The sequence below is a fragment of the Paraburkholderia sediminicola genome (assembly GCF_902859805.1).
GTDB lineage: Bacteria > Pseudomonadota > Gammaproteobacteria > Burkholderiales > Burkholderiaceae > Paraburkholderia > Paraburkholderia sediminicola.
The window spans coordinates 73,234-92,845 of the sequence record NZ_CADIKC010000012.1; the positions used below are offsets into that span (position 1 = coordinate 73,234).

16 protein-coding genes and 1 riboswitch are annotated in these 19,612 nt (G+C 63.4%); of the genes, 3 read left to right on the forward strand and 13 right to left on the reverse strand.

Going from position 1 to position 19,612, the window contains the following annotated elements; genetic code table 11:
• Positions 1 to 72 precede the first annotated feature (72 nt).
• The 6 genes from R8871_RS31590 to R8871_RS31615 all read right to left on the reverse strand — a co-directional run bounded on the left by R8871_RS31590 (position 73) and on the right by R8871_RS31615 (position 7,612).
• Positions 73 to 1,701 (reverse strand): ABC transporter substrate-binding protein, encoded by a 1,629-nt coding sequence (locus R8871_RS31590; protein ID WP_175053973.1) that lies wholly within the window; start codon positions 1,699 to 1,701, stop codon positions 73 to 75.
• 204 nt (positions 1,702 to 1,905) lie between these two features.
• The gene (locus tag R8871_RS31595; protein ID WP_175053974.1) at positions 1,906 to 3,549 is read right to left on the reverse strand and encodes an ABC transporter substrate-binding protein; all 1,644 of its coding nucleotides are present in this window, start codon (positions 3,547 to 3,549) and stop codon (positions 1,906 to 1,908) included.
• A gap of 259 nt (positions 3,550 to 3,808) precedes the next feature.
• On the reverse strand, positions 3,809 to 4,639 hold the full coding sequence (gene metF / locus R8871_RS31600; RefSeq protein WP_175053975.1) for a methylenetetrahydrofolate reductase [NAD(P)H]: 831 nt from the start codon (positions 4,637 to 4,639) through the stop codon (positions 3,809 to 3,811).
• Between the two features lie 11 nt (positions 4,640 to 4,650).
• Positions 4,651 to 5,004 (reverse strand): phage holin family protein, encoded by a 354-nt coding sequence (locus R8871_RS31605; RefSeq protein ID WP_054040830.1) that lies wholly within the window; start codon positions 5,002 to 5,004, stop codon positions 4,651 to 4,653.
• A gap of 140 nt (positions 5,005 to 5,144) precedes the next feature.
• Positions 5,145 to 6,560, reverse strand: a complete 1,416-nt coding sequence (gene ahcY, locus R8871_RS31610) for an adenosylhomocysteinase (protein WP_093640940.1) — start codon at positions 6,558 to 6,560, stop codon at positions 5,145 to 5,147.
• 33 nt (positions 6,561 to 6,593) lie between these two features.
• Positions 6,594 to 6,728, reverse strand: a riboswitch (S-adenosyl-L-homocysteine riboswitch).
• A gap of 86 nt (positions 6,729 to 6,814) precedes the next feature.
• A complete protein-coding gene (locus R8871_RS31615; protein WP_175053976.1) occupies positions 6,815 to 7,612 on the reverse strand; it encodes a glycosyltransferase family 2 protein in 798 nt (265 codons plus the stop codon).
• A 222-nt stretch (positions 7,613 to 7,834) separates the two neighbouring features.
• On the opposite strand from R8871_RS31615, the gene R8871_RS31620 reads away from it, so the two are divergent.
• Positions 7,835 to 8,812 carry a LysR family transcriptional regulator gene (locus R8871_RS31620; RefSeq protein ID WP_175053977.1) on the forward strand — a complete coding sequence of 326 codons (978 nt, stop codon included), beginning with the start codon at positions 7,835 to 7,837 and terminating at the stop codon, positions 8,810 to 8,812.
• 168 nt (positions 8,813 to 8,980) lie between these two features.
• On the opposite strand, the gene R8871_RS31625 is transcribed toward R8871_RS31620, so the two are convergent.
• Together R8871_RS31625 and R8871_RS31630 are read right to left on the reverse strand one after the other, a co-directional pair.
• On the reverse strand, positions 8,981 to 10,735 hold the full coding sequence (locus tag R8871_RS31625) for an OmpA family protein (protein WP_175053978.1): 1,755 nt from the start codon (positions 10,733 to 10,735) through the stop codon (positions 8,981 to 8,983).
• Between the two features lie 172 nt (positions 10,736 to 10,907).
• Positions 10,908 to 12,557, reverse strand: a complete 1,650-nt coding sequence (locus tag R8871_RS31630; RefSeq protein WP_175053979.1) for a GMC family oxidoreductase — start codon at positions 12,555 to 12,557, stop codon at positions 10,908 to 10,910.
• A 309-nt stretch (positions 12,558 to 12,866) separates the two neighbouring features.
• Between R8871_RS31630 and R8871_RS31635 the strand changes: the two genes are divergently transcribed.
• A complete protein-coding gene (locus tag R8871_RS31635; RefSeq protein WP_175053980.1) occupies positions 12,867 to 14,552 on the forward strand; it encodes an isovaleryl-CoA dehydrogenase in 1,686 nt (561 codons plus the stop codon).
• 161 nt (positions 14,553 to 14,713) lie between these two features.
• Positions 14,714 to 16,132: a coniferyl aldehyde dehydrogenase gene (locus tag R8871_RS31640; protein ID WP_175053981.1), complete on the forward strand. Its 1,419-nt coding sequence runs from the start codon at positions 14,714 to 14,716 to the stop codon at positions 16,130 to 16,132.
• A 175-nt stretch (positions 16,133 to 16,307) separates the two neighbouring features.
• Here the strand turns inward: R8871_RS31640 and R8871_RS31645 are convergent, their stop codons facing one another.
• From R8871_RS31645 to fliE, 5 genes are all read right to left on the reverse strand, one after another.
• Complete coding sequence (locus R8871_RS31645; protein WP_175053982.1) at positions 16,308 to 16,673, reverse strand: EscU/YscU/HrcU family type III secretion system export apparatus switch protein; 366 nt, start codon at positions 16,671 to 16,673, stop codon at positions 16,308 to 16,310.
• On the reverse strand, positions 16,673 to 18,112 hold the full coding sequence (gene fliK / locus R8871_RS31650; RefSeq protein WP_175053983.1) for a flagellar hook-length control protein FliK: 1,440 nt from the start codon (positions 18,110 to 18,112) through the stop codon (positions 16,673 to 16,675). Before fliK ends, R8871_RS31645 begins: the two co-directional genes overlap by 1 nt.
• An 81-nt stretch (positions 18,113 to 18,193) precedes the next feature.
• A complete protein-coding gene (locus R8871_RS31655; RefSeq protein WP_093640916.1) occupies positions 18,194 to 18,520 on the reverse strand; it encodes a flagellar protein FliT in 327 nt (108 codons plus the stop codon).
• Positions 18,517 to 18,951, reverse strand: a complete 435-nt coding sequence (gene fliS, locus R8871_RS31660; protein WP_093640913.1) for a flagellar export chaperone FliS — start codon at positions 18,949 to 18,951, stop codon at positions 18,517 to 18,519. The genes R8871_RS31655 and fliS overlap by 4 nt, the downstream gene beginning before the upstream one ends.
• A gap of 295 nt (positions 18,952 to 19,246) precedes the next feature.
• Positions 19,247 to 19,582, reverse strand: a complete 336-nt coding sequence (fliE, locus tag R8871_RS31665; protein ID WP_175053984.1) for a flagellar hook-basal body complex protein FliE — start codon at positions 19,580 to 19,582, stop codon at positions 19,247 to 19,249.
• Positions 19,583 to 19,612 lie beyond the last annotated feature (30 nt).

Below are 19,612 nucleotides of genomic sequence, written 5' to 3' on the forward strand. Positions count from 1 at the left end.
GGACCATTTCGACCAGTTTTCTAACCGTGCGAAAAGCTACTGCGTAAGCTTGACTGTATGACTATTTGACTATTACTTGACGCTGACGCCGTCGAAGCGCGCATAACCGAGCGGCTCGATACGCATATCGACCACCTTCTTGCTGACAGGCTGGTACACGGTCGAGTGAGCGATCGGCGAGAACGGCAGTTGCTGCGCGAAGATCTGCTGCGCCTGCATGTATGCCGTCGTGCGCGCGCCCTGATCGGACGACACGCGCCCCTTCTGGATCAGATCGTCGAACGGCTTGTAGCACCACTTCGAGAAGTTGCTGCCGTTGATCGCTTCGCAGCCGAGCAGCGTGCCGAGCCAGTTGTCCGGATCGCCGTTGTCGCCGGTCCAGCCGATCAGCATCGTGTCGTCTTCACCTGCGTGCGCGCGCTTGATGTACTCGCCCCATTCATACGTGACGATCTTCGCCTTCACGCCGATCTTGGCCCAGTCGGCCTGGATCATTTCCGCCATCAGACGGGCGTTCGGGTTGTACGCGCGTTGCACCGGCATCGCCCACAGCGTGATGTCGAAGCCGTTCGGAAAACCGGCCTTGGCCAGCAAAGCCTTAGCCTTGTCCGTATCGTACGCGGCGCTCTTCAGGTTCTTGTCGTACGACCATTGGGTCGGCGGCATCGGATTCGTCGCGGCCTGGCCTGCACCTTGATACACCGACTCGATGATCGCCTTCTTGTTGATCGCCATGTCGAGTGCCTGACGCACTTCGACCTTGTCGACCGGCTTGTGCGTCACGTTGTACGCGAGGTAGCCAAGGTTGAAGCCCGGCTGCGACGGCATCGCGATGTTCGCTTCAGCCTTCAGCGGCGCGATGTCGGCCGGACGCGGATAGCTCATCACCTGGCATTCGTCGCGCTTGATCTTCTGCACGCGCACGCCGACGTCCGGCGTGATCGAGAAAATCAGCTTCGAGATCTTTACTGCGTTCGGCTTCCAGTAATCCGGATTGCCGTCGAAGCGGATCGTCGCGTCCTTCGTGTAGTTGCGGAAGATGAACGGGCCCGTGCCGACCGGGTACTGGTTGATGTCGGCCGCCTTGCCGGCCTTCAGCAGCTGGTCCGCGTATTCACCCGAGAGGATCGACGCGTATTCCATCGCCAGATTCTGGATGAACGGCGCGTTGACCTCCTTCAGCGTGAACTTGACCGTATACGGGTCGACCTTCTCGACGCTGGTGATCAGCTTGTCGAGGCCCATGTCCGTGAAATACGGGAACTGGACCGGGTACGCCTTACGGAACGGCTGGTTCGTGTCCAGCATGCGCTGGAACGTGAACACGACGTCGTCCGCGTTGAATTCGCGCGTCGGCTTGAAGAACGAGGTGGTCTGGAACTTCACGCCGTGACGCAGATGGAACGTGTAGGTCTTGCCGTCCGCCGAGACATCCCACTTTTCTGCCAGGCCCGGCTCGACTTTGGTGCCGCCGCGTTCGAACTCGACGAGGCGGTTATAAACGGTGAACGTGTTGGCCGTGAAGTCGACACCAGTGGTGTACTGGGCCGGATCGAAACCCGCAGGGCTGCCTTCTGAGCAGTAGACGAGTGTTTTGTTCGGAATCTCGGCATGCGCGCTCGTAGCGCCCAGCATCGATGCCGCTGCAGCTGCGACGAGCGTCGTAACACGCGCGGCGCGCAACAGGTTGTTTTGCTTCATGTTTCCTCCAGGTTCGGGGCCGGCTTCCGCCAGCGTAGCGCGATCTTACTTGAGCTTGGCTCACAGCAACAAGCGGAGGAAAATACCCCTGTTGACGATCGGAAACCAATCAGGCATAAGGGCGGCCGCACGCCGGCGCTGGCCGGAGCGTGCGGCTGTCGCAGGGCGGGCCCGGCCTGAACACCGCCCCGCCTGTTCTTATTTTTATTTCAGGCCGACGTTCATGAATTGCGTCGGGCCGAACGGGTCGATCTTGAAGCCCGTAACATCTTTGCTGATTGGCTGATACACCGTGGAGTGGGCGATTGGCGTGAACGGCACCTGCTGTTTGAAGATTTCCTGTGCTTCTTTGTACGCCTTGGTTCGCTCGGCGAGATCGGTGGTGCCACGACCCTTCCTGATCAGGTCGTCGAAAGGTTTGTAGCACCATTTGGAAAAATTGCTGCCTTTCACCGCATCGCAGCCCAGCAACACGCCAAGCCAATTGTCAGGATCGCCGTAGTCTCCCGTCCAGCCAATCAGGATCGCTTCGTGTTCGCCGGCATGGGCGCGGCGGATGTACTCACCCCACTCGTACGTGGCGATCGTCACCTTCACACCGATCTTCGCCCAGTCGGCCTGCAGCATTTCGGCCATCAGACGGGCGTTCGGGTTGTAGGGCCGCTGGACCGGCATGGCCCACAGGGTCAGGTCGAAGCCGTCCGGGTAGCCGGCCTCCTTCAGCAACGCCTTGGCTTTGTCGACGTCGTAAGGCGCGTCTTTCAGATTCTTGTCGTAGCCCCATTGGGTGGGCGGCATCGGGTTGGTCGCGATCTGCCCGGCGCCCTGGTACACCGACTCGATGATCGCTTTCTTGTTGACCGACATATCCAGCGCGCGCCGCACCAGCACGTTGTCGAGCGGTTTTTTCGTCGTGTTGTACCCAAGAATGCCCAGATTGAAGCCAACCTGGCTCGGCAGAGCCAGCGACGCCTCGGTCTTGATCTGCGGAATATCCGCCGGACGCGGGTAGCTCATCACCTGACATTCGCCGCGCTTCAGCTTCTGCAACCGCACCGCGGGATCGGTGGTGATCGCGAAGATGAGCTTGCCGACCTTCACAACGCCCGGCTTCCAGTAGTCGGGATTCCCGTCAAAGCGGATCGTGTCGTCCTTCGTATAACTGCGGAAAATGAACGGCCCGGTGCCGACCGGGTACTGGTTGATATCGGAAGCCTTGCCGGCTTTCAGCAATTGGTCCGTGTACTCAGCCGACAGAATCGACGCGAACGGCATCGCGATCTGCTGCAGGAACGGAGCATCGACCTCCTTCAGCGTGAAGCGCACCGTATACGGATCCAGCTTCTCGACCTTGGCGATGTTCTTTGCCATGCCGAGATCGACGAAGTAGGGAAACGGCACCGCGTACGCCTTACGGAACGGCTGGTCGGGATCCAGCATCCGCTGGTAAGTGAAGACGACGTCGTCGGCATTGAACTCGCGGGTCGGCTTGAAGAACGAGGTGGTCTGAAACTTCACACCGTGCCGCAGATAGAACGTGTACTGCAGGCCGTCCTGCGACACATCCCACTTCTCGGCGAGGCCTGGCTCGATATCGGTGCTGCCGTGGGCAAACTCGACCAGGCGGTTATAGACCGTGTACGAGGCGGCGCTGAATTCGACGCTGGTGGTGTACTGCGCGGAATCGAAGCCCGCCGGACTGCCCTCGGAGCAGAACACGAGGGTTTTGTCAGGCAGGGTGGCCGCGCCGGCTACGGCGGGCGCAAGGCCGGCAGCCAGCACCGCACAGGCGCTCAAGACTGGCAGACAGGTATGGCGAACTGCAAACAGCAATCGGGATACTGTCATCACGTTCTCCGCACAGCAGCCAAGTCAGCTGCGCTTTGATCATAGACAGCGCAAAAATCGGGTTCAATGCGGGCTTACACGCCGACGCGAAATACCTGGCGGCTCACGTCTGTTGCGACGCAGCAACGGCTTGAAGTGCGGAATGCCCGGGCTGATACCTAAATGCCAGACCTTCGGCATAAAAAAAACCGCGCGGCCGGATAAGCCGCGCGGTTTCTGGACAACGGCGCCGAAAAACGGTGCCTAAAGTTTAAGCGGTTTAAGCGCCCAGCCGTTCGCAGATCGCCTTGGTCGCCGCAGCGCCATTGAGCGTGTAGAAGTGCAGCCCCGGCACCTTCGCCTCGATGAGGCGCCCGCACAGGTCCGTCACCACGTCCAGCCCAAACGCGCGAATCGATTCGCGGTCATCGCCGAAGCTTTCCAGACGACGCGCGATCCAGCGCGGCACTTCCGCGCCGCACATCTCGGAGAAGCGCATCAGCTGCGAGAAGTTCGTGATCGGCATGATGCCCGGCACGATCGGCACGTCGACGCCGAGTTTTCGCGCGTCGTCGACAAAACGGAAGTACGCGTCGGCGTTGAAGAAATACTGCGTGATCGCCGAGTTAGCGCCGGCCTTCACCTTGTGGGCGAAGTTTTCCAGATCGTGACGCGGCGAGCGCGATTGCGGGTGGTACTCCGGATAGCCGGCCACCTCGATCCAGAACCAGTCGCCGAATTCGGCGCGGATAAAGCTCACCAGCTCCGACGCGTAACGCAGTTCGCCGACTTCGCCCATGCCGGACGGCAGATCGCCGCGCAGCGCGACGATGTGGCGGATGCCATGCGCGCGGTACTCGTTGAGGATCGCGCGCAGGCTCTCTTTCGAGGAGCCGATGCACGAGACGTGGGGCGCCGCTTCGAGCCCTTCCTTCGCCATATCGACGACGGTGTCGAGCGTGCCCTGTTGCGTCGAGCCGCCGGCACCGAACGTGACGGACACGAACTTGGGCTTGAGCGACGCAAGCTGCCCGCGAGTGGCGCGCAGCTTGTCGACGCCTTCCTGCGTTTTCGGCGGGAAGAATTCGAATGAAAGTTCGATCGGGTTCATGATTCAGTAGATCAACCGAGACTGCGGTTGCCGAAAATAAGCGCGGACAGCAGCCACGAAACGATGCTGTACAGAATCGAGCCGAAGAACGCCGACCAGAAACCCGAGACTTCAAATCCCTTCAGCAGCGACGCGCACAGCCAGAAGCACAGCGCATTGACCACCAGAATGAAGAGTCCGAGAGTGACGATCGTGACGGGCAGCGTCAACAGAATCAGCACCGGACGCAGGATCGTATTGATCAATCCGAGCACCACCGCGACGATCAGGGCGGTGCCGAAACTGCGGATGTGAATCGACGGTACGAGGTAGGTGATGATCAGGAGCGCAAGCGCGTTGATCAGCCAGGTCAGCAGCACGGTCATGTAGAGCTCCTTTCAGGCAGGATGTCCGATAACGGGAACAAGCGCGAAAACGGACGGCCATGGCGAACAAGGCGGCGCATTGCGCGCCGCCTTGTCGTCAAACTGTCATGCTTTAAAACCGCCCGCGCACTTAATGCGACTTAGTAGCGGTAGTGGTTCGGCTTGAACGGACCGTTCTTGTCGACGCTGATATAGCTCGCCTGATAGTCCGACAGCACCGTCAGTTCCGCGCCAATACGACCCAGATGCAGACGCGCCACCTTTTCATCAAGGTGCTTCGGCAACACGTAGACCTTGTTTTCGTACTTGTCGCCGTGCACGAACAGTTCGATCTGCGCGATCGTCTGGTTCGTGAACGATGCCGACATCACGAACGACGGGTGGCCCGTTGCGCAACCCAGATTCACCAGACGCCCTTCAGCCAGCAGGATGACGCGCTTGCCGTCCGGGAAAATGATGTGGTCGACTTGCGGCTTGATGTTTTCCCACTGGTACTTGCGCGTCGAGGCAACGTCGATTTCCGAATCGAAGTGACCGATATTGCAGACAATCGCGTTGTTGCGCATGGCAGCCATATGATCGTGGCCGATCACGTGGAAGTTGCCCGTTGCCGTCACGAAGATGTCGGCCTTATCCGCCGCGTATTCCATCGTCACGACGCGATAGCCTTCCATCGCTGCCTGCAACGCGCAGATCGGATCGATTTCCGTGACCCACACCGTCGCGCCCAGACCGCGCAGCGATTGCGCGCAGCCCTTGCCCACGTCGCCGTAACCCGCCACGACCGCGATCTTGCCTGCGATCATCACGTCGGTTGCGCGCTTGATACCGTCGACCAGCGACTCGCGGCAGCCATACAGGTTGTCGAACTTCGACTTCGTGACCGAGTCGTTCACATTGATCGCCGGGAACGGCAGGCGCCCTTCCTTTTCCATCTGATACAGACGGTGCACGCCGGTCGTGGTTTCTTCGGTCACGCCCTTGATGTGCGCGAGACGCGTGGAGTACCACACCGGATCGGCGTCGAGGTGCTTGGCGATCGACTTGTACAGCGCGACTTCTTCCTCGTTTTCCGGCTTCGAGATCACCGAACGGTCTTTCTCAGCCTTCGAGCCGAGGATCAGCAGCAACGTGGCGTCGCCGCCGTCGTCGAGGATCATGTTGGCGAATTCGCCATTCGGCCATTCGAAAATGCGGTGCGAGAATTCCCAGTATTCGTCGAGCGATTCGCCCTTGAATGCGAACACCGGCACGCCGCCTTGTGCAATCGCGGCGGCTGCATGATCCTGCGTCGAGAAGATATTGCACGATGCCCAGCGAACGTCCGCGCCGAGTGCCGTCAAGGTTTCGATCAGCACGCCGGTTTGAATCGTCATGTGCAGCGAACCCGCGATACGCGCGCCCTTCAGCGGCTGCGAGCTCTTGTATTCCTCGCGCGTCTGCATGAGGCCAGGCATTTCGGTTTCAGCGATATTCAGTTCCTTGCGGCCCCAGGCTGCAAGCGACATATCGGCGACGAGGAAATCTTGCTTTGAATCGAGAACTGCGGCGTTCATCACGCCCTCCTTTCTAAAAAATTGACTAGAAATTTGACGTGAGCGCGGTTCGATGCGGTGGATGGGAGCGCAATGCGCATCCTGGCCCTCCGATTGAAGCCTCCGAGCCTGGCGGGCGGCCGGCGAATATACTGATTCGCGGTACCCGTCGCAACGCTCCTCGAAGACGAACGGCGATTGTAGCAAATCAAGATGGCTTCGGGGTGGTGCCGCGTTGGTGCCGCGTCGGTGCCTGATTGGTACCGGGTTGGTAATTACGCGGCGTGATTCGGGAGGGCAGAGACGGCCGGCACGGCAGCGACGCTTGCCGTGCGCAGTTGCTCGATGCCCACTCGGGCGGTTTCGAGGAACTGCCTCGAAAAGCGGAACGCGTCGGCCGTATCGGCGGGATCCGGCGTCTGCATGCCAAGCGCGATGCGGAAATAGCGTTCCGCGTGAATGCCCGCGTGATAGTGCATGCGCACGCGTTTCGCGTCATCCAGACGCCGGTTGCCGAAAATGTCGCGCAGAGCCCATGAAAACGCGCCGTCTTCGCCACCGATGCGACGGAACGCGTCGTCCATCGGAAAGCCGCCGAGCGCGGCATACACCGCGCGGCGAATGATCAGACTGCTCGGTACCGTATTACTAAGCGTCGCCGCGTGCCGGGCGAAGTCACCATGACAGGTGAGCTCCGCCGGAAAATCCGTGTACTCGACATCGAGTCGCACGGACACTTCATTCGGATTCTGCATGAGAAACGCGCTCGCGGCGGCCAGCGCGCCGGGCAAGTATTCGTCGTCGGCGTCGAGGAAAGCGAGTAGAGGGTGAGCCGCATGCATCGCGCCCCAGTTGCGCGCCCGAGCCGGGCCGCCGTTGTACGGCATCTGCAGCAGGCACACGCGCGGGTCGAGACGCCCGTAGTGTGCGACCAGGTCGGTGGATGCGTCGGTCGAGCCGTCGTCCACCACGACGATCTGCGCGGCTTCCGGCTGAATCAGGCAACTTTGGAGCGCACGGGCGAGTGTCGCCGCGCCGTTGTAGCAGGGAATGATGATCGAGATAGGCGTCATGGACTGAAACGGGCACTGCGGGCCAAACGGTAGAGAACCGTGGATGGTAGCCCGCTTCCCGTCAGGTCCATCCCGGAAAAGCGACGTGCGCGACCGCGTCGACCAACACATTGCGCGCAACGACGCCGACACGACGTGCGCCATTCGCATGCCCCTCAACATAAATACGATGACTTACAATCGCCCGAATCATTCCAAATTGGAATTCTGGAGCCTGAGATCGTGGAACTACGAGCGCTGCGGTATTTCGTCGAAGTGGTCCGTCAACAGAGCTTCACCGTTGCCGCCGAGCAGATGTTCGTCACGCAGCCGACCATCAGCAAGATGGTCAAGTCGCTGGAAGACGAAATCGGCTCGCCGCTACTGCTACGCGACGGGCGCCAGATGGTGCTCACCGACGCCGGCCGGATCGTCTATCAGCGTGGCCAGGACGTTTTGGCGGCGCACGCGCAGTTGCAGGCCGAGCTGAACGATCTCGACACGCTCGGCCGCGGCGAGTTGACTATCGGCATTCCGCCGATGGGTGGCTCGCTGTTCACGCCGGCCATCGCCGCCTTCCGCCAGCGCTACCCAAAAATCGAACTGAAGCTGTTCGAGCAGGGTTCGCGCGCGATCGAGACCGCGCTGATCCACGGCGAGCTGGAGTTAGGTGGCGTGTTACAACCGGTCGACCCGGAAAACATCGAGGTGCTGCCGATGACGCGGCAATTGCTGTGGCTCGTCGCGCGCACCGGCTCGCGCTGGGACGATCTGCACGAAGTGCCGCTCGTCGAGCTCGCCAATGAGCCGTTCGTGTTCTACGGCGAGAGCCTCGCGCTCAACGACGTCGTGCTGAACGCGTGTCGCACCGCGGGCTTTGCGCCGACTATCGTCGGGCGCAGCGGGCACTGGGATTTCATGGCAGCGCTGGTGCTGGCCGGTGTCGGTATCGCACTGTTGCCGGCGCCGTATTGTCGACGGCTCGACACGGCGCAGTTCACCTGCCGCCCCGTAGTGGAACCGGAAATTCCGTGGGAGATGGCAATCGGATGGCGCCGCAATGGCTATCTGTCGCACGCGGCGCGCGCGTGGCTGGAGGTAGCGCGCGAAACGCTGCCGGGCCAGGCCGGCGACGATTTCATGCTGGGGCCGGGCATCGGCATGACCGGCATCACGGCGCCCGTTCAGACGCCGGCGCCGGAAACGCGGCCCGTTAAGTGACAACATACGGTCCGGTGCAGACCGGGCCGTACGCTTTCCTGGCTGAGCCGGCCTTGATGGCTTGGCTCAAAAGGCCGCCTCGAAAGCCTGTTGCGAAGGCGCATGTCAGAGACTCATTTCCAAGGCTCACTTTCAGGACTCATCTCCAAGACTTACCAAGCGCCGTCATTACTGTTGCGCAACAAACTCGATGCGGCGGTTGGCAAAGCGGCCGCTCACCGTGTCGTTGCTCGCGACCGGATTCGCATCGCCATGACCTTGCGCGACCAGCGAATCCGCCGGCACACCCGCCTTCACGAGATACGCACGAACCGCTTCGGCGCGCTTCTTCGACAGTTGCAGATTGGCTTGCGCATCGCCGACGTTGTCCGAATAGCCGGCCACTTCGAGTTTGGCAGTCTTGCCGTTACGCGCGCAGGCATTCAACGCTTGCGCCGACTGGTTCAGATCTTCCTGCGCCGAGGCCGGCACGCGAGCACCGGCGCTTGCGAAGTTGATCACCTGCAGGTTCAGCACCTTGATCACGTCTGCTGTCACGCACGAGCTGTCCGGCGCGAGGAGGCTTTTGACTGCGCCGCGGAAGTTTTCCGTTGCGTCGGCGACCGCCTGTTCGACGTTGAACGAACCGATCTGATACGAGGCGCCGAACAGCGATTTGAGTTTGTCGAGCCAGCCGAGCTTCGCGTTTGCCGCGCTGCCGCTCAGTTCGACGTGCGAGCTATCCACTTTCACCTCGGCGCCCGGCAATGCCATCAACGGCAGCAGGCCATCCAGACGAGCGAGCCAGTCGGCCGGCTTGATGTCCTGATCGACGGTGACGTTCGCGACGAAATGGTCAGCCCCGAAGCGCTTCGTCAGCGCATCGATCAGCTGGGTCTTTTCGGCTTCGCTTCCCACCGTGGCGGTGAGCGTCGGTCTGCCGGCGCGGTCGACCGTGAAGCTGAGCTGGCTGCCCTGGGTCGGCGCGGGCGCGGCGGCGGGTTGCTGCACTTCGCTGGCAGAGCTTGCTGCTACAGCGGCGGGCGTAGAAGCCGCAACATCGGCGGACGCGGGCATGGCAGTCGCAGCTGCTGAGGCCTCAGCCGGTGCGGACGCGGGCTGTACAGCTGTCGCGGCTTGCGCGCTGCTGCGCTCGCGGCCTGGTTCGCCTCGTTGCTCGCTATGGCAACCGCGTAGGAACAGGAAAGCCAGCACAGCGGCAATCGCCGCGAGCACCCACCACAGCCACTTGCGCGGACGGCGCTCTTCGCGCACCACCGCGTCGGCCGGCACGCGGATGTTCGACAGGGCTTCGGCCACGGGTTTGGCGGCAGGCGTCGGATGATCGATGTGCGCCGAGACCGCTTTCAACTGCGACAGAATATTGCCGGTGAACGCGCCGAGTCCGCTCAGGCCAAGGCCGGCCATCAGACGGTCGTTCAGGTACGGCGCAATGGCCGGCAGTTGATGGCCTAGCAGCGTCGGCAACTGGCCGACATTGCCTTGGCCTTCGAGAAAATGCCGTTTCAGCAAGCCCAGCAGCGTGGCGCCGACGATGCCGGTCATGGCGTGCGTAGCATGCGCCGGCACGCCGGTTTGGGTGGCGACCTCATCGCTGAGCGTATCGACGCGGCGATCGAATGCGCGTTCCAGCAATTGCCGCCCTATGCCTTCCAGCTGGCTCACGCCCGTAGTGGTGCCGAGCAGTTGCGGCAACTGCTCGGCGATGTGCCCGTTCACCTCAGGCGAGAGGATCGTTGCGAACAGCGAACGCGCGCCGTCGAGCGTCGCGCCCTTCTGCATCAGACCGGCAACCAGCGCCGGGCCGGTTGTTGCAAGCACCTTCCGGGTCGCGTCCGGCGGCAACCCGAAGCGGGCCGCCATCTGTCGCACGACACCGTCCGTCAACGCGGACTGAATCAGCTGGATCACATTGATACTCATCGCTTCGCTTCCTTGATTTCCCGAACGCATCACCTGACGCGCTCTTTTTCGCGGCGCGATTATAGGTTTGGGGAAATCTCATAAACGAAACGACACAATTTATGACGAATTGACCGACGTTCGCCTAAGTATTCTTATATTTGCGACCTAGATTAAGAAAATTGATGTCCGGTCAAGCCGCCACGCCAGCGATGCCCGTCGACTTCACCGCCGGCACCGTTTGCCCTTCACGCCGGCTCGCCGCGATCAGTTCGGCCGCGCGCTCGCCGATCATCACGGTCGGCGAATTCGTATTGCCGCCGATCAGCGTCGGCATCACGGAGGCATCGACAATCCGCAACCCCGTCACGCCGCGCACCCGCAATTGCGGGTCGACTACCGATTGCGCATCGCCGCCCATCCGGCACGTTGCCACCGGGTGATAGATCGTGTCGGCATGCTCGGCGATGGTCCGGCGCAATTCCTCCTCGGTCTGGCCGATATGTGTGTACAGCTCCTTGCCGCCATGCAGCGCGAGCGACGGCGCGTCGAGAATGCGCCGCGCCATCTGCGCGCCTTCCACCAGCAGATCGAGATCGCGCGAGTCGCTGAAAAAACGCGGATCGATCACGGGCGCGGTGCGCGCGTCGGCGCTCGCCAGCGTCACCGTGCCGCGGCTATGCGGCCGCAGCACGCACACGTGCAGCGAATAACCGTGCCCCCAATGCATATGGCGGTTGTGGTCGTCGACGATCGCGGCGCAGAAATGCAGTTGCAGGTCCGGGCGATCGAGCGTCGGCCGGCTCTTCAGAAAGCCGCCCGCTTCGGCGACGTTGCTCGACAGCATGCCCGTCCCATGTCGCATGAAGGTCACGAACTGCGGCAGCATCCGCGCAATGCCGCGAATCGAAAAGCCGGTCGGCTCGATCGACGACACCCGTTTGTTGATCGTGAAGTCGACGTGATCGATCAGGTTCTGGCCGACCTCGGGCGCGTCGTGCAGCACGGCGATGCCGAGCGACTGCAGATGCGCCGCCGGTCCGATCCCCGAGCACATCAGCAGCTGCGGTGAATTGAACGCGCCCGCGGCCAGCACCACTTCAGCACGCGCTTCCAGCGTTTCGGTACGGCCGCCGCGCACGATCTCGACGCCGCTCGCGCGCTTGCCGTCGAAGGTCACACGCAGCACCGTCGCATCGGCGATCGTATGCAGATTGGGGCGCTCGCGATCGTAGATATAGGCGCGCGCAACACTGCAGCGCCGTCCGTCGCGCTGCGTCACCTGATAGAAGCCGATGCCTTCCTGGTCCGCGCCGTTAAAGTCGCTGTTCGATTTGTAGCCGGCTTCGGCTGCGGCTTGCACGAAGCGCTTCGAAAACGGATTGCGATAGCGCAGATCCGACACTGTCAGCGGGCCGTTCGCGCCATGCCATGCATCGGCGCCGCGCTCGTTGCCTTCCGCGCGGCGGAAATACGGCAGCACGTCGGCCCACGACCAGCCTTCGCAGCCGAGTTGCGCCCATTCGTCGTAATCGAGCGGATGGCCGCGCGTGTAGACCATCGCGTTGATCGCGCTCGAACCACCGAAGCCGCGTCCGCGCGGCTGATAGCCCTGGCGTCCGGCGAGCCCCGGCTGGGGTGTCGTCAGATAGCCGTAGTTGGTTTTGAGTTTGTGCGGCACGACGGCCGCCACGCCCACCGGCATGTTCACGAACAGATTGCGGTCCGTATGCGGACCGGCTTCGATCAGGGCGATCGTTGCGTCCGGACAGCTATCGGCCAGACGGCTCGCGAGCGAGCAACCGCCTGAGCCCGCACCGACGATGATGTAGTCGTATTGCATCCGCTCCTCCAATTGGGGCCGCGTTGCTCGCGGACCTTGTCTCGTACACACTTGTCTACGTGTGTTTCATCGGCATTGTAGGGAGCGTTCGGTTGCGACGGCGGGTTCGTGTCAGAGCGATCCCTCTAAACGAAAGCCCGCCCGCGACCCTATGATGAAAGACGCGCACGCGCCCGTCAGGCCGCCGCGCACGGCATTCAAACACGGCGCCTGGTGCGCCGTCCTCAAAGCGTGCGGTACGACACGCCACGATAAAACAGCACACCGTCGATCAACGATCGGCGTACATCCGGCGAACGGAGACAGCAGATGGAACCGCACAGCTTCGGCCACACCCACGACGTAACCAATCAGGCGCCTCCGCTCGCGGACTACAACCTGTTTGCGAGCGACGTGGCGTTGTCCGCCGCCCTCGAACGCGAAGGGGCCGCGTGGCATCGCGAGGCGCTACTGCGGCACGGCGCGGCACTCACCACGCCGGAGACACTCGCGCTTGCCGAACTGGCGAACCGCCACACGCCCGAACTTGTCACGCACAGCCCGCGCGGCGAACGCATCGACGCGCTGGAGTTTCACCCTTCGTGGCATACGCTGCTGTCGCTGTTGCGCGGCGAAGGCCTGCATGCGTTGCCGTTTTCGGACCCGCAGCGCGGCGCCATGGTCGCGCGCTGCGCCGGCTACTTCCTGCACGCGCAACTCGAATCCGGCTCCCTCTGCCCGCTGACGATGACCTTCGCGAGCATCCCGGTGCTGCAACGCGAACCGGCGTTGTTCGAGACGCTGCGCGACAAGCTTTACGACCGCGAACACGATCCACGCGACGTGCCGCTCACGCAAAAACACTCGGCAATGATCGGCATGGGCATGACCGAGAAGCAAGGCGGCTCGGACGTGCGCAGCAACCAGACCCGTGCCTATGCCACACGCGGCAGCGGCCGTGGCGCTGAATACCGCCTTGTCGGCCACAAGTGGTTTTTTTCCGCGCCGCAATGCGACGCGCATCTCGTGCTCGCGCGCACCGACGATCACGAAGGCCTGTCGTGCTTCTACGTGCCGCGTTTCGCGCCGGACGGCAGCAAGAACGCCGTGCAGATCCAGCGTCTGAAAGACAAGCTCGGCAACCGCTCGAACGCCAGCAGCGAAGTCGAATTCTTCGACGCTTTCGGCATCATGATCGGCGACGAAGGCCGCGGTGTGCCGACCATCATCGAAATGGCGAACTACACGCGGCTCGATTGCGTGATCGGCAGCGCGGCCCTGATGCGTGCGGCGCTGGTGCAGGCGATCCACCATGCACGGCATCGCAGCGCCTTCGGCCGGCAACTGGCCGATCAGCCGCTGATGCGCAATGTGCTCGCCGACCTGGCGCTGGAATCGGAAGCTGCGACGGTACTGTTCATGCGACTCGCGCGCGCATTCGAAGCGTCCGCGGATGCGTCGTCGGCTGCGCCCGCCGAGCGCGCGTGGCGCCGGATCGTGACGCCGGCCGCGAAGTACTGGGTCTGCAAGCGCGCCCTGGAATTCACCGGCGAGGCGATGGAAGTGTGGGGCGGCAACGGTTACGTCGAAACCGGTCCGATGGCGCGCTTCTATCGTGAAGCGCCGGTCAATTCGATCTGGGAAGGCTCGGGCAACGTGATGTGCCTCGACGTGCTGCGCGCCATGGAGCGCGAGCCCGAAGCGGCGCAGGCTCTCTTCGCCGCCTGGCAAGCGGATGCGCACGGGCACCCGGCGTTGAGCGCCGCGCTCGGCAAGCTCGCCGCCTCGCTCAACGGGCCCGCCGAACATCGCGAAGCCTCCGCGCGACGCATCGCGCAGCAGATCGTGCTGATCGCGCAAGCCACCTTGCTGGTGAAGCACGCGCCGCCAGAAATTGCCGATGCCTTTATCACAACGCGTCTCGCCGACGGCTGCGGCGAGAGCGGCCGGGTGTACGGCACGCTGCCGGCGACCTTTGACCACGCCGCAATCATCGAACGGGCATTTCCAGCGTGAAACCAGGCAGACGGATCGACCGGGATTCCGCCTTTCCAGGTTGAAGCGGACGAACCGGTCCGCGCTTTGACCCATGCATTTCGCAAGACCGTCGCACAACAGACAAAACACCGATAAGCGCGATTCAACGCGTACCGTTATCCATCAGGGAGTGGACACACATGAAGAACGATTTGCCAGAAGTCGTCGCGCTCGAAGCGCTGCTGCGCGATCAACGCCATGCGTATTTGCGCGCGCCGTATCCGTCATGGGAAGCACGTGCCGACCATCTGAAGGCACTGCGCAAAGTCATGCTCGACAACCGCGACGCACTCGCCGACGCGATGAACGCCGACTTCGGCAATCGCGCGAAACAGGAAGTGCTGCTCGCCGAATTCCTGCTGATCAAGGGTGAGATCGACGCCGCGCTCAGGCACGGCAAACGCTGGATGAAAGCGCAGCGCCGCAGCACCAACAAATGGCTGATGCCGGCGCGCGCGAAAGTGGTGCCGCAGCCGCTCGGCGTGGTCGGCATCATCGTGCCGTGGAATTATCCGGTGCTGCTTGCAGTCGGCCCGCTGATCAGCGCGCTGACGGCCGGCAACCGCGCCATCATCAAGATGTCGGAACTGACGCCGCGCACCTCGGCGCTATTCGAGCAGCTGATCGCCCAGACCTTCTCGCGCGACCACGTCGCCGTAGTAAACGGCGATGCTGCGTTGGCTGCCGCGTTCAGCGCGCAACCGTTCGACCATCTGCTGTTCACCGGCTCGACCAAGGTCGGCCATGAGGTGATGCGCGCCGCCGCCGAACATCTGACGCCGGTTACGCTCGAACTGGGCGGCAAGTCGCCGGCCATCATTGGTCAGCACGCGCGATTCGACAACGCGGTGGATAACCTCGTCGCCGGCAAGACGCTCAATGCGGGGCAGACCTGCGTCGCGCCGGACTACGTGCTGGTGCCGCGCGGCAAGGAGCAGGCGTTCATCGAACGGGCCCGCGCGCGGATGGCGACGATGTACCCCGATTTTGCGCGCAATCTCGACTACACATCGATCATCTCGGAGCGGCATTTCGCTCGGCTGCAACGTCTCGCCGACGAAGCGCAGGCCGCCGGCGCGCAACTGCACACGCTCACCGACAGCACGCCCGACGAGGCAAGCCGCCGCTTTCCGCTGATCGCGGTCACGAATGCGCCGGATGAAAGCGCGCTGATGCAGGAGGAAATCTTCGGTCCGTTGCTGCCGATCGTCCCCTACGACACGCTCGACGACGCGATCACATGGATCAACACGCGTCCCCGCCCGCTCGCGCTGTATCTGTATGCCGACGACAGCGCGACCATCGACCGCGTCACACGCGACACCATCGCGGGCGGCATGGCGATCAACGAAACGCTGATGCATCTGGCGTGCGAAAGCCTGCCGTTCGGCGGCGTCGGTGCGAGCGGGATGGGCGCGTATCACGGCTACGAAGGCTTCGTGACCTTCTCGAAGATGAAGCCGGTGCTGACGCAGGCCCGGTTGAACGCGCGCGGATGGATCTCACCGCCGTACGGCAAGCGGGTGAATGCGTTGCTGAAGCTGATGATGAGGTTTTGACGGGGCGGCCATCCGTGGGGCGGCCATCCGTGGAACGGCCATCCGTGGGGCGGTCGTCCGTGGAGCGATCGTCCGTGCGACGGGCTACCGGGGGCGGCCGCCCGTAAGCCAGGCGACTCGCGCAAGACGCCGCACCGCAACGACAACCCCGAAGCAAGCGGCCCGCGTTCAGCACTCAGCGCCTGGGCGCCCCACCCGAAGCGTCCGCAATATCCGTAGCGACCACATCCGTGACGTCCTGCGCGGCGGCCACGCCGCTTTCGGGCGCATGCTCGGCCCCACTTTCCAGCCGATGCAGCCACGCGAGCAACTCGGCCACAGCCTGATAAAGCTGCGGCGGAATCCGCGTGTCGAGGTCGACCTGCATCAGCAACGAGACCATTTCCGGCGCCTCGTGCACATACAGGCCGGCTTCCTTGGCGCGCTGCACGATCATCTCAGCCAGCATGCCGTAGCCTTTGGCAATCACGCGTGGCGCGGGATCGTTGCCTTGTGCGTCGTAGACGAGCGCGGCCGCACTGCGGCGATGTTTGCGGCTCATCACATATCCCAATCGAAATCGTCGACCGGCACGGCTCCCGGGCGGGCGGCACGCGCCGTGCGGCGCCCCGCCGACACGTTGTCGGTCGCTGCCGCCGCCGCGGCAGCCGACGCCGAACGCGCATACGCCGACGCCGCTGCCTGCCCGGCCGCCGACGCGCCAGCAGCACCCGCCGCGGTCGCCGGTATCCCGCCGCCGATCTCGCGAATCGTCAGTCCGTTCAGCTCGATGCCCGCTGCCGCAAGCCGCTGCCGAAAGTTTTCACCCTGCGCCGCCAATCGCGCCGCGCCGGCCGGACTCGCCTGCACGCGCGCAACCAGCCGCATGCCGGTCAACGTCAAGTCCGCATCCACAGTGCCGAGCGTGGGCAGCGACAGCGTCAGCCGCGTGCGCCACGGCTGACCGTCCTCGCTCGCCGTGCCGCCGCCACTGCGGTCCCATTCATCGCCTTCCTGCTCGATGGTCCAGTCGAGCTTGGCGCCAGGCCACGCTTCGCCGGTCCAGCGAAACTGCCCGGTAGCAAGCAGATCGAGCTGCTGACGCACCAAAGGAACCGTCGCCGGATGAACCGCGGCTGCCATCGATTGCGAGTTTTGCGACGACCCGTCGTCGGCAAGTTGCGCCGCGGCACCGTGCACGCTCGAGTGCGCCGGCTGGCCGTTCAGGTCGGAAAGAGAACTCGCCAGCACCTCGCCGGCGACGAAGCGCGCAGCCTGCGCGGTCTGGATCGACGGCATCGCGCGGGCTGCCGCGTTGCCTTCCGGTGAGCCGTTGGCCGAACCGTTGGGCGCGGCGCCGGTACCCTGCCGGGTTGTCGTATTCGAGGAAGAAGCCTGATCGGCATCGCTCGCCCAGTCGAGCGGCAATTGCGCAGCGGCAGCCACCAGCTTGTTCTGCGCTTCGCTGGCGAGGGCTGCAGGCGGCCGCTGCCCGGCCAGCCATTGCGCGAGATGGGATTCGTAAAACAGGCCGCTATCGCCCACCGTCTGTTCGAGCGCGGCCGCGAGCGCCGCGACCGGCACCTGAGCGGCCGCCACATTGGCGGTGGCCGCGGCACCGGCTGTACTGGTGGCAGCGCCTGTATTCGGATTGGCAGATGAAGCAGCAGGCGTGGCCGTCGTATCGAAGAGCGGCAAGCCGCCGCCCTCGACGTCGAGCGCCGGAGCAGCCGGCCAGATCGGCAACTGGCCGAGCACCGCCGGGGTCGCTTCACCGCCGGAGTTCACGATCGCATTGAGTGTCAGCGCAACGGCGGACAGCGCGGTTTGCGCGGAAGCCGGCGCTGGCGCGGGGGGCGCAACGGGGGTGGTATTGAGAATCTCGGTATCGACGCCCGCCGCACCGGTCTGCGAGGCGGTCGCACTACCCGGCGCGAGATTGAGCAGACTGTCGACCCGGTTCGCGAGCAGCGAAGTGACGACCGCGTCGATTCCGTTCATACCGATTCCTTGGTCACATTGGCAGCAACGCGCTCAAATCCAGTCAGGCGGACTCAAGCAGCGCCTTGCTCGCGGGCAAACTCAGCGCGCCCCGTACAGTTCCTTGAGCACGCGAGTCGGCCGTCCGGCGAACAGCGCCGACAGATTGGCCATACGCGGATTCGCCAGATCGCGGATCGCAGCGTCGTCGGCCAGGATCTGACGGATCAGCGCGTATTTGCGCAGGCGTTCCGCATCGTCCAGTCTGACGCCGGCTTCCGCGTCTTTCAACGCGTCCACCAGATTCCGATATTCCTCCTGCAAGTGGACCAGATCATTCCACAGGGCTCGCCGGGCAGCCGTCAGCATGCGGCGGGAAATCGCTGCAATCGCCTCGTAGCGGGCGAAATATTCTGCGTTCGATGTCATCTCATGCTTTCCGCGGCCGGCTGGGCTGCCATCCGCGCGATCTCCGGGGCAATCCCGATCCATGCCTCTTCGAGCGTCGCCAGCAGGCCGTCGACTTCGACCAGCATCGCCTCGCTCTGTTTTATATTGGCTTCGAGCAGCCGGCGCGACATATAGCTATATAGCGCGTCCAACCGCTCTGCAATCTCGCCGCCCACCTCAAGGTTCAGCGACAGTTGCAGCCCGCTTTCGACGATCTGAATCGCCTTGCCGATCGCCTCACCACGCGCCGACACATTGCCTTGCTGCACATGCATGCGCGCTTGCGCGATCGCCTGCCGGGCGCCCTGATACAACATCACGATCAGACGATGCGGACTCGCGCCCATCACCCCTGTCTCGACGCCGACGCGCGCGTACGCATTGGCTCCAGAGTGTCCTGGGGAAAACATCGGCGCTCCTCCTCTCTTGCACTGCGGTTGGTCGCGGCACCCCATCCGTGCACGTTGCCGCACCCGGATTTCTGCCTGTATCTGGTTATCGGATAGGCAGCGGGAAAGCTTTAGGCCGTTGTAAGGGGGATTAAGGGGCCGAAAGGGGCGATAACGCGCTGAGCGTGGCAAGGCCGCCTGCCGCGAAGCGCCTCGAGGGCGCGCCGCACGGGCTGTCCTGCCTTGAAACCACACAGCGTTGCATCTGGGCGCATGCGTTCGGGCGGGCGGAACAGCCCTGCCGCCCGAGTCGCACTTACACCGACATCTGCATGATGTCGTTGTAGGCCGCCACCAGTTTGTTGCGCACCTGCAGGCCGAACTGGAAGCCGATGTTGGCCTTCTGCCCGTCGACCATCACGTCGTTCAGCGAAACGTTCGACGCGCCGAGCTCGAACGCCTGCGATTCGCCGGCCGCCTTCATCTGATCGCCGCTGATCTTGTCCAACGAGGCCTTCAGCGCCGAGGCGAAACCGCCGGCCGTCGCCGCGCCGGACTGCTCGGCCACCGGGGTGTTGCCGCCGGCCGCTTGCGCCGCCATCGACTGCATCTGTTGCAGCGCCGACGAGAGCGCGTTCACGGGCAAAGTCATGTTCTCTCCAGGGATTGACGACCGGCATGC

Excerpts from the sequence above, each read along its gene's own strand:
- fliE (WP_175053984.1), bottom strand. The coding sequence starts at position 19,582 with ATGACTTTGCCCGTGAACGCGCTCTCGTCGGCGCTGCAACAGATGCAG.
- R8871_RS31630 (WP_175053979.1), bottom strand. The coding sequence starts at position 12,557 with ATGCAATACGACTACATCATCGTCGGTGCGGGCTCAGGCGGTTGCTCG.
- R8871_RS31590 (WP_175053973.1), bottom strand. The coding sequence starts at position 1,701 with ATGAAGCAAAACAACCTGTTGCGCGCCGCGCGTGTTACGACGCTCGTC.
- R8871_RS31625 (WP_175053978.1), bottom strand. The coding sequence starts at position 10,735 with ATGAGTATCAATGTGATCCAGCTGATTCAGTCCGCGTTGACGGACGGT.
- R8871_RS31615 (WP_175053976.1), bottom strand. The coding sequence starts at position 7,612 with ATGACGCCTATCTCGATCATCATTCCCTGCTACAACGGCGCGGCGACA.
- fliS (WP_093640913.1), bottom strand. The coding sequence starts at position 18,951 with ATGTTTTCCCCAGGACACTCTGGAGCCAATGCGTACGCGCGCGTCGGC.
- R8871_RS31640 (WP_175053981.1), top strand. The coding sequence starts at position 14,714 with ATGAAGAACGATTTGCCAGAAGTCGTCGCGCTCGAAGCGCTGCTGCGC.
- ahcY (WP_093640940.1), bottom strand. The coding sequence starts at position 6,560 with ATGAACGCCGCAGTTCTCGATTCAAAGCAAGATTTCCTCGTCGCCGAT.
- fliK (WP_175053983.1), bottom strand. The coding sequence starts at position 18,112 with ATGAACGGAATCGACGCGGTCGTCACTTCGCTGCTCGCGAACCGGGTC.
- R8871_RS31635 (WP_175053980.1), top strand. The coding sequence starts at position 12,867 with ATGGAACCGCACAGCTTCGGCCACACCCACGACGTAACCAATCAGGCG.
- R8871_RS31645 (WP_175053982.1), bottom strand. The coding sequence starts at position 16,673 with ATGAGCCGCAAACATCGCCGCAGTGCGGCCGCGCTCGTCTACGACGCA.
- R8871_RS31595 (WP_175053974.1), bottom strand. The coding sequence starts at position 3,549 with ATGACAGTATCCCGATTGCTGTTTGCAGTTCGCCATACCTGTCTGCCA.
- R8871_RS31605 (WP_054040830.1), bottom strand. The coding sequence starts at position 5,004 with ATGACCGTGCTGCTGACCTGGCTGATCAACGCGCTTGCGCTCCTGATC.
- metF (WP_175053975.1), bottom strand. The coding sequence starts at position 4,639 with ATGAACCCGATCGAACTTTCATTCGAATTCTTCCCGCCGAAAACGCAG.
- R8871_RS31655 (WP_093640916.1), bottom strand. The coding sequence starts at position 18,520 with ATGACATCGAACGCAGAATATTTCGCCCGCTACGAGGCGATTGCAGCG.